General features: G+C 72.7%; 11 protein-coding genes. 10 read left to right on the forward strand and 1 reads right to left on the reverse strand.

All coding sequences use genetic code 11. The features are described from left to right. The 8 genes from ACZ6JS_RS03925 (at position 1) to ACZ6JS_RS03960 (ending at position 10,173) form a co-directional block, all read left to right on the forward strand. Complete coding sequence (locus ACZ6JS_RS03925) at positions 1 to 987, forward strand: LysR family transcriptional regulator (RefSeq protein ID WP_469295606.1); 987 nt, start codon at positions 1 to 3, stop codon at positions 985 to 987. A 97-nt stretch (positions 988 to 1,084) separates the two neighbouring features. Beyond that, complete coding sequence (locus ACZ6JS_RS03930; RefSeq protein ID WP_469295607.1) at positions 1,085 to 2,452, forward strand: nitrate/nitrite transporter; 1,368 nt, start codon at positions 1,085 to 1,087, stop codon at positions 2,450 to 2,452. A gap of 95 nt (positions 2,453 to 2,547) precedes the next feature. Continuing rightward, positions 2,548 to 3,726: a uroporphyrinogen-III synthase gene (locus ACZ6JS_RS03935; RefSeq protein WP_469295609.1), complete on the forward strand. Its 1,179-nt coding sequence runs from the start codon at positions 2,548 to 2,550 to the stop codon at positions 3,724 to 3,726. Between the two features lie 170 nt (positions 3,727 to 3,896). After that, entirely contained in the window at positions 3,897 to 4,445 is a 549-nt protein-coding gene (locus ACZ6JS_RS03940) for a GNAT family N-acetyltransferase (RefSeq protein ID WP_469295611.1), read from the forward strand. Between the two features lie 244 nt (positions 4,446 to 4,689). Beyond that, on the forward strand, positions 4,690 to 5,250 hold the full coding sequence (locus tag ACZ6JS_RS03945; protein ID WP_469295612.1) for a CGNR zinc finger domain-containing protein: 561 nt from the start codon (positions 4,690 to 4,692) through the stop codon (positions 5,248 to 5,250). Positions 5,251 to 5,353: 103 nt separating this feature from the next. Next, positions 5,354 to 7,672: a HelD family protein gene (locus tag ACZ6JS_RS03950; protein ID WP_469295613.1), complete on the forward strand. Its 2,319-nt coding sequence runs from the start codon at positions 5,354 to 5,356 to the stop codon at positions 7,670 to 7,672. Between the two features lie 482 nt (positions 7,673 to 8,154). Next, positions 8,155 to 9,591, forward strand: coding sequence for an NAD-dependent malic enzyme (locus ACZ6JS_RS03955; RefSeq protein ID WP_030847449.1), 1,437 nt, complete (start codon positions 8,155 to 8,157; stop codon positions 9,589 to 9,591). A 300-nt stretch (positions 9,592 to 9,891) separates the two neighbouring features. Beyond that, positions 9,892 to 10,173 (forward strand): HU family DNA-binding protein, encoded by a 282-nt coding sequence (locus ACZ6JS_RS03960; RefSeq protein ID WP_007264399.1) that lies wholly within the window; start codon positions 9,892 to 9,894, stop codon positions 10,171 to 10,173. A 358-nt stretch (positions 10,174 to 10,531) separates the two neighbouring features. On the opposite strand, the gene murA is transcribed toward ACZ6JS_RS03960, so the two are convergent. After that, complete coding sequence (murA, locus tag ACZ6JS_RS03965; protein WP_030771691.1) at positions 10,532 to 11,875, reverse strand: UDP-N-acetylglucosamine 1-carboxyvinyltransferase; 1,344 nt, start codon at positions 11,873 to 11,875, stop codon at positions 10,532 to 10,534. 263 nt (positions 11,876 to 12,138) lie between these two features. Here murA and ACZ6JS_RS03970 point away from each other — a divergent pair, with 263 nt between their 5' ends. Both ACZ6JS_RS03970 and ACZ6JS_RS03975 read left to right on the forward strand, forming a co-directional pair. Next, on the forward strand, positions 12,139 to 12,699 hold the full coding sequence (locus ACZ6JS_RS03970) for a YqgE/AlgH family protein (protein ID WP_030847446.1): 561 nt from the start codon (positions 12,139 to 12,141) through the stop codon (positions 12,697 to 12,699). A 28-nt stretch (positions 12,700 to 12,727) separates the two neighbouring features. Then, positions 12,728 to 13,012 (forward strand): DUF3039 domain-containing protein, encoded by a 285-nt coding sequence (locus tag ACZ6JS_RS03975; protein WP_030010729.1) that lies wholly within the window; start codon positions 12,728 to 12,730, stop codon positions 13,010 to 13,012. Positions 13,013 to 13,196 lie beyond the last annotated feature (184 nt).

Below are 13,196 nucleotides of genomic sequence, written 5' to 3' on the forward strand. Positions count from 1 at the left end.
GTGAATCCCCGTGATGTGGAACCCCGACTGCTGCGAGGGTTCGTCGCCGTTGCCGAGGAACTGCACTTCACCCGCGCCGCCGCCCGCCTGTACGTCGCCCAGCAGGCGCTCAGCAGGGACGTCCGGCGCCTCGAACAGACCCTGGCGGCCACGCTGTTCGTCCGCACCACCCGCGCCGTCGAGCTGACCGCCGACGGACACCGGCTGCTGCCCCTGGCCCGGCGCGTGCTGCGCGCCCACGAGGAGCTGGCCGGCGCCTTCGGAGCCGTGACCGCCGCCGGTGCGGCGCCCAGGCCGCTGCTCGTCGACCTGAACACCGACGGCCCCGGCACCGCGCGCACCGTGCTGGAACGGGCCCGCGAACTCGCTCCGGACTGCGAGCTGATGGCCCGCTTCGAGAGCGGACTCACCCACGCCGCCGCCGAGGTCGCGGCCGGCCGGCTCGACGTCGCCTTCGGATACGCCGACGGGCTCGACCCCGTACTGCGGGCGCCACTCGCGCAGCGGGCCGTACGGTACGAGCCGCTCGCCGTGCTGCTGCCCGAGGGGCACCCCCTGGCCGCCCGCCGGTCCGTACCGCTGGACGCGCTGGCCGGGGAGACCGTGTACGCGGGCGCCGGGAACCCCCGCACGCTGGAGTGGACGGGGCTGGCGCGCGAGCTGTTCGCCGGGCGGGGGATCCTGATGGCACCGCCCGCGCCGGTCGCGATGGGCAAGGACGAGTTCCGCCGGGTCATGGTCAAGACCGGCAATCCGGTGCTGGCGACCGTGGGCTTCCTGGACATGCCCGGGTGCGTGAAGCTGCCGCTGACCGATCCGGTGCCGCTGTCGCCGCTGTCGATGGTGTGGCGCAAGGGTTTCGGCCACCCCGGACTGGACGCCCTGCACACCGCGGCCGCCGGGCTGGCGGCCGACCGGGGCTGGCTGGAGCCACCCACCGGGAGCTGGCTGCCCGCCCCGCTCACACCCGGCCCGGGCGGCGGGTGAGAGCAAGGTTTCCCGGCGGTCATCCGGCGGGGACCGGGGCCGAAACGCGCCCTTCCTACCGTCGGTCCCACGGACGCGACAGCTGTGGAGGCGTGTGATGACCGGTACCGCACCGCGCAAGCGGGGCCGCTGGATCGAGCAGTGGGATCCCGAGGACGAGACCTTCTGGAAAGAGACCGGGGAGCGGGTCGCCCGCCGCAACCTGCTGTACTCCGTGCTCTCCGAGCACATCGGATTCTCCATCTGGTCCCTCTGGTCCGTGATGGTCCTCTTCATGGGCCCCGAGTACGGCATCGACCCGGCCGGGAAGTTCTTCCTGATCGCGACGGCGACCTTCGTGGGCGCCCTCGTGCGCGTGCCGTACACCTTCGCCGTCGCCCGCTTCGGCGGCCGGAACTGGACGGTCTTCAGCGCGCTGCTGCTGCTCGCCCCCACGGTCGCCGCGATCGTCGTGATGGAGCCGGGGACCTCGTACGGGACCTTCCTGCTCGTCGCCGCCCTGACCGGCGTCGGAGGCGGCAACTTCGCCTCCTCCATGACCAACATCAACGCCTTCTTCCCGCTGCGGAAGAAGGGCTGGGCGCTCGGCCTGAACGCCGGCGGCGGCAACATCGGCGTGCCCGTCGTCCAACTGGCCGGCCTGCTCGTCATCGCCACCGCCGGAGCCGGCCACCCGCGGCTGCTGCTGGGCGCCTACATCCCTCTGATCGTCATCGCCGCGGTGCTGGCCGCCGTACGGATGGACAACCTGGCGCCCGTCCGCAACGACACCGGCGCGGTGCGCGAGGCCCTGAAGGACGCGCACACCTGGATCATGGCGTTCCTCTACATCGGGACGTTCGGGTCCTTCATCGGCTACAGCTTCGCCTTCGGACTGGTCCTCCAGACCCAGTTCGGGCGCACCCCGCTCCAGGCGGCCTCGCTGACCTTCATCGGACCTCTGCTCGGCTCGCTGATCCGGCCGGTGGGCGGGGCGCTGGCGGACCGCTTCGGCGGGGCGCGCATCACCCTGGGCACGTTCGTCGCGATGGCCGCGGCGACCGGGGTGGTCGTGTACGCCTCGCAGCGATCCTCGCTGCCGGTCTTCCTCGTCGGGTTCGTGGCCCTGTTCGTCCTGAGCGGGCTCGGCAACGGCTCGACGTACAAGATGATCCCGGGCATCTTCCAGGCCAAGGCACTGGCGCGCGGCATGAGCGGCGAGAGCGCGGCGGCGTACGGACGACGGCTCTCCGGGGCCTCCATGGGCTTGATCGGTGCGGTCGGCGCGCTCGGCGGCCTGGGCATCAACCTGGTCTTCCGGGAGGCGTTCCGCACCTCCGGATCCGGTACGACGGCCTTCGTCACCTTCCTCGGCTTCTACGCGCTGTGCTGCGCGGTGACGTGGGCGGTATACCTTCGCCGCTCGGCCGCCCCCGTGATCCACACGGCCGAGGCCCCGGCGAAACCCCAGCTCACGTCGGTGTAACCGGGGCGAAATACGGGTGAACCGAGTCCGACACGCCGAGTTGGCAGGCTCGGTCCACCCGTACCGCCCCCACATGCGTCAGTAGGCAGGTCACGATGGAAGACAGGAACCCCCGCCCGCTCGCAGGCTTCACCGTCGGGGTCACCGCCGCACGGCGCGCGGACGAACTCATCGCGCTGCTGCGGCGGCGCGGCGCGTCGGTGCTCCACGCGCCGGCGCTGCGGATCGTCCCGCTCGCCGACGACAGCGAACTGCTGGCCGCCACCAAGGAGCTGGTCGGCTGCCCGCCGGACGCGGTCGTCGCCACCACCGCCATCGGCTTCCGCGGCTGGGTCGAGGCCGCCGACGGCTGGGGGGTCGGCGAGGAACTCCTGGAGACGCTCCGCTCCACCGAACTGCTGGCGCGCGGTCCGAAGGTGAAGGGCGCCATCCGGGCCGCGGGGCTCGTGGAGGCGTGGTCCCCGCAGTCGGAATCGCTCGCCGAGGTACTGGACCGGCTGCTGTCGGCCGGGGTCGCCGGCCGGCGGATCGCCCTTCAACTGCACGGGGAGCCGCTGCCCGGCTTCGTCGAGGCGCTGAAGGCCGGCGGGGCCGACGTGGTGGTGGTCCCGGTGTACCGGTGGATGCCCCCGGAGGACCTCGCACCGCTGGACCGGCTGCTGGACGCGGTCGTCGGCGGTGCGGTGGACGCCGTCAGCTTCACCTCGGCCCCCGCGGCCGCCTCGCTGCTGTCCCGGGCCGGAGAGCGGGGGATGCGGGAGGCCGTGGTCGACGCGCTGCGCGGCGGGCCGCTGTCCGCGTGCGTCGGGCCGGTGACCGCGCTGCCGCTCCAGGCGCTCGGCGTGGACACGGTCCAGCCGGAACGGTTCCGGCTGGGCCCGCTGGTGCAGCTGCTCTGCCAGGAGCTGCCCGGCCGGGCCCGGGTACTGCCGGTGGCCGGGCACCGGATGGAGATCCGCGGGCACGCCGTCCTCCTCGACGCGGAACTGCGGCCCGTACCGCCCGCCGGGATGGCCCTGCTGCACGCCCTGGCGCGGCGGCCGGGCTGGGTGGTGGCCCGCGCGGAACTGCTGCGGGCCCTGCCGGGCGCGGGCCGCGACGAGCACGCCGTGGAGACGGCGATGGCCCGGCTGCGGGCGGCGCTGGGGGCGCCGAACCTCATCCAGACGGTGGTCAAGCGCGGCTACCGGCTGTCGCTGGACGCCGGCGGCGACGACAAGTACGGGGAACTCCCGCGGGACGCGGCGGCGACGGCCAGGGGAGTTCTGGGCTGACGGGCCGTCCCCTCATCCCCGGTGGATCGGCGCGCCTCGGATGCGGTGCATCGCGAGGCGGACGAGCGTCTTCATACCGCGGGTATCCGGGCGTCCGGCGACCCCGCGAGGCGCCCCGGCGGTCGTCGTGCGCCCGTCGGGAATGACGGGACAGCCCTTATCGTGTCGGGATGATCATTGACGGGGTGGAGATGAGGGGCGTCGCACTGGACGACGCCGCAGGACTGGCCGAGGCGTTCGCGCGGAACCGGGCCTGCATGGCGCCGTTCGAGCCGGTCCGGCCCGACGCCTTCTACACCGAGCCGGGGCAGCGGGAGCGGATCGGGCAGCAGCTCCAGTCCCGGGACGCCGGGCGACTGCTGCCGTTCGTGTTCGTGGACCTGGCGAGCGGCGCACCGCTGGGCACCATCAACCTCGGCAACATCCAGCACGGGCCGCTGAGCAGCGGTGGGCTCGGCTACTGGGTGGACGAGGCCTGCCGCGGCAAGGGCCTGGCCACGGCCGCCGCCCAGGAGGTCTGCCGGATCGCCCGCGACGAGCTGGGGCTGCACCGGGTCGAGGCCGGGACCCTCGTCGACAACCTGGCTTCGCAGCGGGTGCTGGCGAAGGCCGGCTTCGAGCAGTACGGACTCGCACCGCGCTACCTGCACATCAACGGCGCCTGGCGCGACCACCGCCTCTTCCAGCGGATCCTGCACGACAACCCGCCGGCTCCCTGAGCGGGCGCACCGCCGCAGTCCAGCCGCGCCCGGCACTTCCAGCCCCGCCGGGGGCACCTCCCAGCGGTGGCCGGGGAGTGCGCGGCGGAGGGCCGCGGAGCCGGGTCCCCGGGGCACCACCCCGGACCCCGTGCCTCGACGGCCGGTGGGGCCGGGTGGTGGACCCACCGGTTCGGGGGCTTCCCCCGCGGGCAGCGGACGGGCACTCTGGGGAGGCGCCCGACGACGCGAGGCGGTGACGGACATGCGGTTCGATTCCGGGCGGGTCTGCCTGGACCTGGTGGCCACCTTCGCCCCGCACGAGGGGATCCCGGACGGCGACGAGCTTCGGTTGTGGCTCGCCGGGGCCGGGCTCGTGCCAGACAGGACGCCGCTGGTCCGGGTGGGCGCCGACTGGGCCGAGTCCTTCCGCGCCCTGCGCGCCGACGTGGAGGCCCTCGTCCGGGCGGAGCTGTCCGGGAGCGAGCCCGACGAGGGCGCCCTCGCCCGGGTCAACGCGCTGGCCGCCGGACCACCCCCGGGCCTGTGCGCCGTACGGGACCAGGAAGGGCACCTCGTACGGGAGTTGTGCGGCGGCGTGGAATGCGGCGCGCTGCTCGCGGCCGTCGCCCGCGACGCCGTGGAGCTGCTGACCGACCCCGGCGACCGCGCCCTGCTGCGGGCCTGCGCGGGCGACGGCTGCACCCGCGTCTACCTGGACACCTCCCGGGGTCACCGCCGCCGGTGGTGTTCCAGCGAGCTGTGCGGCAACCGCGAACGCGTCGCCCGCCACCGCCGACGGCTCCTGGCGTCCGGATCCCGGTAGCCGGCGTATCACTGAGCGAGACCCGTTCCGGAACGGGCGTGCGCACAGGGGGCCGGTTCGCGTACGGTTGACGGTCGCCCATGCACGTCAGAAGGGGGCCTTGGTGGCCGCGCAGGATGCCGCTGTCGACAGCACGGCGGATTCCGTCCGCGATCGGGAGATCGCGGTCGAGCAGACGCACCTCGACCAGGTGTACCGACGCCTCGAGGAGAAGATCCACGAGGCCGAGTTCCTCATGAACGACGCCGCCCAGCGCGGCCAGGTCGGTACGCCCGGAGCCCTGGCCGAGCGCGACGCGCAGGTCTTCCGGGCCGGCGTCCACCTGAACCGGCTGAACAACGAGTTCGAGGACTTCCTCTTCGGCCGCATCGACCTGGTGCTCGGCAAGGACGGGGAGCGCGGTCCGGACGGCGCGTACACCTCGGTCGAGCCCGCCGACGAGGCGATCCGCGAGGACCTCACGGCCGACATCGCCGAAACGCTGCACATCGGCCGCATCGGAGTCCTGGACTCCGACTACGCGCCGCTGGTCATCGACTGGCGCGCACCGGCGGCCGCACCCTTCTACCGCTCCACGCCCAAGGACCCGGGCCGCGTCGTGCGCCGCCGCGTCATCCGCTCCAAGGGCCGCAAGGTGCTGGGCGTCGAGGACGACCTGATGCGCCCCGAGGTCACCGCGTTCCTCGACGGCCGCGAGCTCCCCGCCATCGGCGACGGCGCGCTCATGGCCGCGCTCGGGCGGGCCCGCACGCACTCCATGCGCGACATCGTCTCCTCCATCCAGGCCGAGCAGGACCTGGTCATCCGGGCCCCCGCCGCCTCCGTCGCCGAGGTCGCGGGCGGCCCCGGCACCGGCAAGACCGCCGTCGCCCTGCACCGCGCCGCCTACCTCCTGTACCAGGACCGGCGCCGCTACTCCGGCGGCATCCTCATCGTCTCCCCGACCCCGCTGCTCGTCGCGTACACCGAGGGCGTACTGCCCTCCCTCGGCGAGGAGGGGCAGGTCGCCATCCGGGCGCTCGGCTCGCTGGTCGACGGCGCCGAGGCGACCACGTACGACGACCCGGCCGTGGCCCGGATCAAGGGCTCCTCCCGGATGCGGTCGGTCCTGCGCAAGGCCGTGCGCGGCACCCTGGAGCTCGGCGACGGCCGGGGCCCGGCTCCCGACCGGCTCCGCGTGGTGGCCTTCGGCCGCCGCCAGGAGCTGGAGGCCGCCGAGCTGAACCGGATCCGGCAGAACGTGCTCGGCGGCACCGCGCCCGTGAACCTGCTGCGCCCGCGCGCCCGCAAGCTGCTGCTCGACGCCCTGTACGCCAAGACCGGCGCCTCAGGCCGGCACAGCGACCCGGAGCTCGCGGCCGAGCTGCGCTCCGCGTTCGACGAGGACGTCTCCACCGAGGACGTCTTCATCGACTTCCTCAACGCCTGGTGGCCCGAGCTGACCCCGCGCCGGGTGCTCGCCGCGATGGCCGACGAGCGCAAGCTCGGCCGCTGGTCGCGCCGCGACCTCAACCCGCGTGAGACCCGCCAGTTGGCCCGCTCGCTGCGCCGGGTGGGCCCGGACGGCAAGGGCCCCCTCTCGGTGCACGACGTGGCGCTGCTCGACGAGCTCCAGCAACTCCTCGGCGCTCCCGCCCGGCCGAAGCGGAAGCGGGAGATGGACCCACTGGACCAGCTCAGCGGGCTGGAGGAGCTGATGCCCACCCGCGAGGAGACCCAGTGGGAGCGGGCCGAGCGGCTCGCGGCGGAGCGCACCGAGTACGCGCACGTCATCGTGGACGAGGCCCAGGACCTGACGCCGATGCAGTGGCGGATGGTGGGCCGCCGGGGCCGGCACGGCACCTGGACGGTCGTCGGCGACCCGGCGCAGTCCTCCTGGACGGATCCGGAGGAGGCGGCCGCCGCCCGCGACGAGGCCCTGGGGTCCCGGCCGCGCCGGCGCTTCACGCTCACGGTCAACTACCGCAACCCGGCCGAGGTCGCCGAGGTCGCCTCGCGGGTGCTGCGCCTGGCGATGCCCGGCATGGAGCCGCCGTCGGCGGTGCGCTCCACGGGTCTTCAGCCGCGGTTCACGGCCGCCGACGGCGACCTGGGCGCCGTGGTGCGGGAGGAGACCGGGCGGCTGCTGGAGCAGGTGGACGGCACCGTGGGCGTGGTCGTGGCCATGGACCGGCGTACGGAGGCCGCGGGCTGGCTCGCCGACCTGGGCGGACGGGCCGTGGCCCTGGGCAGCCTGGAGGCCAAGGGCCTGGAGTACGACGCCACGGTGGTCGTCTCACCGGCGGAGATCGCGGCGGAGTCCCCGGCGGGCCTGCGGGTGCTGTACGTGGCGCTGACCCGTGCCACCCAGCAGCTGACGGTGGTCTCCGCCGAAGAGGACAAGCCGAACGCCGACGGGGTCCCCGAGCTGCTCCTGCCGTAGCCGCGCCCGGGCGGCCCCGAGGTCCCCGGCGGGGCCGTCCGGGCCGCTCGGAGCGGCGTACCGCCATATGGGCCGCGGCCAGGCGCGTGGTCCCCGGAACCGAGCCCGAGCAGGGGGATCACATTCGGCGATCCTTTGTTAGCCTGGGTACGGCACCGACTCGATCCAAGCCCCCGGGCCCAACCTTCGTCGCTCAGAGCGACCACTTGCCGCGAGGCGAGCATGGCGGGTCGGTGTCATAAGCGTCGAACAACCAGGTCCGCGTCCCCCACAGGTGGGGGCGCGGACCTGTTTTGTGTGACCCGCCATTTCCGAACCCCCCACATCTCTCGTATGGTGGAAGAGTCTTTCCGAATTTTGTAGCTGGTTACCTTGTACCGGCTGGTAGGTGGGACGATCGGACAACAGGTCCTGCCGCCACCCGCTGCGGAGCGCGGGCCCTGTGTGTTAAGCGAACCAGGGACAGAAGAGGAAACACGGCCATGGCAACGGCGCCCAGCGTCTCGTATTCGATGACGGTCCGCCTGGAAGTGCCCGCGAGCGGAACCGCGGTCTCCCAGCTCACCACCGCCGTGGAGTCCTCCGGCGGCTCGGTCACCGGCCTCGACGTGACCGCCTCCGGCCACGAGAAGCTGCGGATCGACGTCACCATCGCCGCGACCTCCACCGCGCACGCCGACGAGATCGTGGAGAAGCTGCGCGGCATCGAGGGTGTCAGCCTCGGCAAGGTCTCCGACCGTACGTTCCTGATGCACCTCGGCGGCAAGATCGAGATGTCGTCGAAGCACCCCATCCGCAACCGTGACGACCTCTCGATGATCTACACCCCGGGCGTGGCCCGCGTGTGCACCGCGATCGCCGAGAACCCCGAGGACGCGCGCCGCCTCACCATCAAGCGCAACTCCGTCGCAGTCGTGACGGACGGCTCCGCCGTGCTGGGCCTGGGCAACATCGGCCCCATGGCCGCGCTGCCCGTCATGGAGGGCAAGGCGGCCCTCTTCAAGCGCTTCGCCGGCATCGACGCCTGGCCGATCTGCCTCGACACCCAGGATTCCGACGAGATCGTCGCCATCGTCAAGGCCATCGCTCCGGGCTTCGCCGGCATCAACCTCGAGGACATCTCCGCGCCGCGCTGCTTCGAGATCGAGGCACGGCTGCGCGAGGCCCTCGACATCCCCGTCTTCCACGACGACCAGCACGGCACCGCGATCGTCGTGCTCGCGGCCCTCACCAACGCACTGCGCGTGGTGGGCAAGGCAGTTGAGGACGTCAAGGTCGTCATGTCGGGTGCCGGCGCGGCCGGTACCGCCATCCTCAAGCTGCTCCTCGCGGCGGGCGTGAAGAACGCCGTCAGCGCCGACATCCACGGCGTCGTGCACGCGGGCCGCCCCGACCTCGTCGACGCGGCCGCGGACTCCCCGCTGCGGTGGATCGCCGACAACACCAACCCCGAGGGCTACACGGGCACTCTGAAGGAGGCCGTGGTCGGCGCCGACGTCTTCATCGGCGTCTCGGCCCCCAACGTGCTGTCCGGCGAGGACGTCGCCGCCATGGCGGAAGGCGCCATCGTGTTCGCGCTCGCGAACCCGGACCCCGAGGTGGACCCGGCCGTGGCCCGCCAGACGGCCGCCGTGGTCGCCACCGGCCGCTCCGACTTCCCGAACCAGATCAACAACGTGCTCGTCTTCCCCGGCGTCTTCCGCGGTCTGCTGGACGCACAGTCCCGCACCGTGAACACCAGCATGATGCTCGCCGCCGCGACCGCGCTGGCCGACGTCGTCGGCGAGGACGAGCTGAACGCCAACTACATCATCCCGTCGGTCTTCAACGACAAGGTCGCCGGCGCGGTGGCAGGCGCCGTCCGCAAGGCCGCCTCGGCCGCGCAGAACGGGCCTGTGACGGGCCTCACGGCTCCCTGATCCCCGGCGCGTCGGGAGATGCGGGCCCGCCGGGCCGCCTCTAGGGTTGCGGGGATGCCAACGAGCTCCGCTGTTCGCATCCCACGGGTGCGGACGGAGCGTCACCGGGGCGTGACTGTGGCGCTTTTCGTGTGACCCCGGCGGGTGCCGGATTGGCTTTCCCGCCGCTGGTGGGGGCAGGATGCGTAACCGGGCGAGAGGGTCTGACGTTCAGACCCGGGTCCGGGGACTGTCCTAGGGCCCTGGCAGCATCGGCTTCGATCTCACGCCTCTAAGGCAAGTTGAACACGGGAGTACAACATGAACCGCAGTGAGCTGGTGGCCGCTCTGTCCGAGCGCGCCGAGGTGACCCGCAAGGACGCCGACGCCGTTCTGGCCGCGCTCGCCGAGACCGTCGGCGAGATTGTCGCCAAGGGCGACGAGAAGGTCACCATCCCCGGCTTCCTGACCTTCGAGCGCACCCACCGTGCCGCTCGCACCGCGCGCAACCCGCAGACCGGCGACCCCATCCAGATCCCGGCCGGCTACAGCGTGAAGGTCTCCGCGGGCTCCAAGCTCAAGGAAGCCGCCAAGGGCAAGTAAGTCCTGCCCCGGCGCCGATGGCCGCACAGGCCTGTGGAACGCCGAGCACAGCAGAGACGCAGTAGGTAGTACGTAGAACGGTGAAGGGCGGCCACCCCGGGCGGGGCGGCCGCCCTTCTGCCTGCCCGGGGTCCGCTCGGGCGGGCCGCCCGGCCTCGGACTCCGTTGCGGGGCCCCGGCGGGCCCGTGAGGGCCCGTGAGGCCCCGTCAGGCCCCGTCACGGCCGTGCCAGGGCCTGACGGGGGCCGCCGGGGGGCGCGGCGGGGTGCGGCGAGGGCGCGGCGGGCATGCGAAAGCCCCCCTGGCCCTTGCGGGCCCGGGGGGCTTTCGGCGTCCGTACGGCAGCACGGCAAAGGGGCTAGACGAGGTCGCCGCCCGGCAGCTCGACCTTCGCGCCGAGCTCCACGAGCTTCTCCATGAAGTTCTCGTAGCCGCGGTTGATCAGGTCGATGCCGTGGACCCGCGAGGTGCCCTCGGCGGCCAGCGCTGCGATCAGGTACGAGAACCCGCCGCGCAGGTCGGGGATGACCAGGTCGGCGCCCTGCAGCTTGGTCGGGCCGGAGACGACCGCCGAGTGCAGGAAGTTGCGCTGGCCGAAGCGGCAGGCCGAGCCGCCCAGGCATTCGCGGTACAGCTGGATGTGAGCACCCATCTGGTTGAGCGCCGAGGTGAAGCCGAGCCGGGACTCGTAGACCGTCTCGTGGACGATCGAGAGGCCGGAGGCCTGCGTCAGGGCCACGACGAGCGGCTGCTGCCAGTCGGTCTGGAAGCCGGGGTGCACGTCCGTCTCCAGCGCGATGGCGTTGAGCGGGCCGCCCGGGTGCCAGAAGCGGATGCCGTCGTCGTCGATCTCGAAGGCGCCGCCGACCTTCCGGTACGTGTTCAGGAAGGTCATCATCGAACGCTGCTGGGCGCCGCGCACGTAGATGTTGCCGCCGGTGGCGAGGGCCGCGGAAGCCCAGGAAGCGGCCTCCAGGCGGTCCGGGAGCGCCTTGTGGTTGTAGCCGCCGAGCCGCTCCACACCGGTGATCCGGATGGTGCGGTCGGTGTCCATGGAGATGATGGCGCCCATCTTCTGCAGCACGCAGATGAGGTCCTCGATCTCCGGCTCCACGGCGGCGTTGCTGAGCTCGGTCACGCCCTCGGCCAGGACGGCCGTCAGCAGCACCTGCTCGGTCGAGCCGACGGAGGGGTAGGGCAGGCGGATCTTGCAGCCGCGCAGCCGCTGCGGCGCCTCCAGGTACTGGCCGCCCTCGCGCTTCTCGATGGTCGCGCCGAACTGGCGCAGCACGTCGAAGTGGAAGTCGATCGGCCGGCCGCCGATGTCGCAGCCGCCGAGGCCCGGGATGAAGGCATGGCCCAGGCGGTGCAGCAGGGGCCCGCAGAAGAGGATCGGGATGCGCGAAGAGCCCGCGTGCGCGTCGATGTCCGCGACGTTCGCGCTCTCGACGTGGGTGGGGTCGAGCACGAGCTCGCCCGGCTCCTCGCCGGGTCGGACCGTCACCCCGTGCAGCTGGAGCAGACCTCGCACGACACGCACGTCACGGATGTCGGGAACGTTGCGCAGCCGGCTGGGTTCGCTGCCGAGCAGAGCGGCGACCATGGCCTTGGGCACGAGGTTCTTCGCACCGCGGACACGGATCTCGCCCTCGAGCGGGGTACCGCCGTGGACAAGCAGTACATCGTCACTGATGCCGGTCATGAATCTCGCGTTCCGGAGAGGGTGGGCAGGGGGACCAGGGAAAAGGGTAAGGGCCATCACCCCCTTGTTCGTAAGGGTGACGTGGCCCTGGGACTGTCATGAATTCGGTACAACACCCTCCGTATCCACCACATGGCGGAGCGTCGCGTTCCGGCTGGTCCGCCCCTGCGCGCTCCGCGCTGCCGCCGTGCGCCCTGAGCTGCGGGCGGTCCGATCTGCCCGCCGGCTCCCCGCAAAGGGGCGATGTGGGGGATCATGGCGGCATGACCGAGGTGTCCTCCCTCACAGGGCGGCTGCTCGTGGCCACCCCCGCCCTCGCGGATCCGAACTTCGACCGCGCGGTGGTGCTGCTGCTCGACCACGACGAGCAGGGCTCGCTCGGCGTGGTCCTCAACCGGCCGACCCCGGTGGGCGTCGGCGACGTCCTGCTGCCCTGGGCGCCCCTGGCCGGAGCCCCCGGTGTGGTGTTCCAGGGCGGGCCGGTGGCGCTGGACTCCGCGCTGGGGCTCGCCGTCATCCCCGGCGAGGAGGGGCCGCTCGGCTGGCGCCGGGTGCACGGGGCGATCGGGCTGGTCGACCTGGAGGCGCCGCCGGAGCTGCTGGCCCCGGCCCTGGGGGGCCTGCGCATCTTCGCCGGCTACTCCGGCTGGGGGCCGGGCCAGCTGGAGGAGGAGCTGGGCGAGGGTGCCTGGTACGTGGTCGAGTCGGAGCCGGGAGACGTGTCGTCGCCGGATCCGGAGCGGCTGTGGCGCTCGGTGCTGCGCCGCCAGCGCAGTGAACTGGCGATGGTCGCCACCTATCCGGACGACCCGTCGCTGAACTGACCGGCGCGGGGTTAAGTACCCTGGGTTCATGAGCACTCTTGAGCCCGAGCGCGGGACTGGCACGGGGACCCTCGTAGAGCCGACGCCGCAGGTGTCGCACGGTGACGGCGACCACGAGCGCTTCGCCCACTACGTCCAGAAGGACAAGATCATGGCGAGCGCGCTCGACGGGACCCCCGTCGTCGCGCTCTGCGGCAAGGTCTGGGTACCGGGCCGGGACCCGAAGAAGTACCCGGTCTGCCCCATGTGCAAAGAGATCTACGAGTCCATGGGCCCCGGCGGGGACAAGGACAAGGGCGGCAAGGACAAGTAGGTCCGGCCTGTTCCTCCTCCCCTTCGCGGCCCGAGGCCCTCGGTGCACCACGGTGCGTCCGGGGGCCTCTGCCGTCGCCGCACCACGGACTGTCGGGGGCCTTTGCCGTGCCCCCGGCGCGCGTTAGGGTCGGCGCGACGAGCACCCCGCGGAACGCGCGTTGCGCAGGGCGCAACGCGCTGCG

It is taken from the genome of Streptomyces sp. NPDC046349, from assembly GCF_055587885.1.

What these genes read in the sequence shown, in the direction of transcription:
- ACZ6JS_RS03935 (WP_469295609.1), top strand. Translation starts at nt 2,548, where the DNA reads ATGGAAGACAGGAACCCCCGCCCGCTCGCAGGCTTCACCGTCGGGGTC.
- murA (WP_030771691.1), bottom strand. Translation starts at nt 11,875, where the DNA reads ATGACCGGCATCAGTGACGATGTACTGCTTGTCCACGGCGGTACCCCG.
- ACZ6JS_RS03940 (WP_469295611.1), top strand. Translation starts at nt 3,897, where the DNA reads ATGATCATTGACGGGGTGGAGATGAGGGGCGTCGCACTGGACGACGCC.
- ACZ6JS_RS03970 (WP_030847446.1), top strand. Translation starts at nt 12,139, where the DNA reads ATGACCGAGGTGTCCTCCCTCACAGGGCGGCTGCTCGTGGCCACCCCC.
- ACZ6JS_RS03960 (WP_007264399.1), top strand. Translation starts at nt 9,892, where the DNA reads ATGAACCGCAGTGAGCTGGTGGCCGCTCTGTCCGAGCGCGCCGAGGTG.
- ACZ6JS_RS03975 (WP_030010729.1), top strand. Translation starts at nt 12,728, where the DNA reads ATGAGCACTCTTGAGCCCGAGCGCGGGACTGGCACGGGGACCCTCGTA.
- ACZ6JS_RS03930 (WP_469295607.1), top strand. Translation starts at nt 1,085, where the DNA reads ATGACCGGTACCGCACCGCGCAAGCGGGGCCGCTGGATCGAGCAGTGG.
- ACZ6JS_RS03945 (WP_469295612.1), top strand. Translation starts at nt 4,690, where the DNA reads ATGCGGTTCGATTCCGGGCGGGTCTGCCTGGACCTGGTGGCCACCTTC.
- ACZ6JS_RS03955 (WP_030847449.1), top strand. Translation starts at nt 8,155, where the DNA reads ATGGCAACGGCGCCCAGCGTCTCGTATTCGATGACGGTCCGCCTGGAA.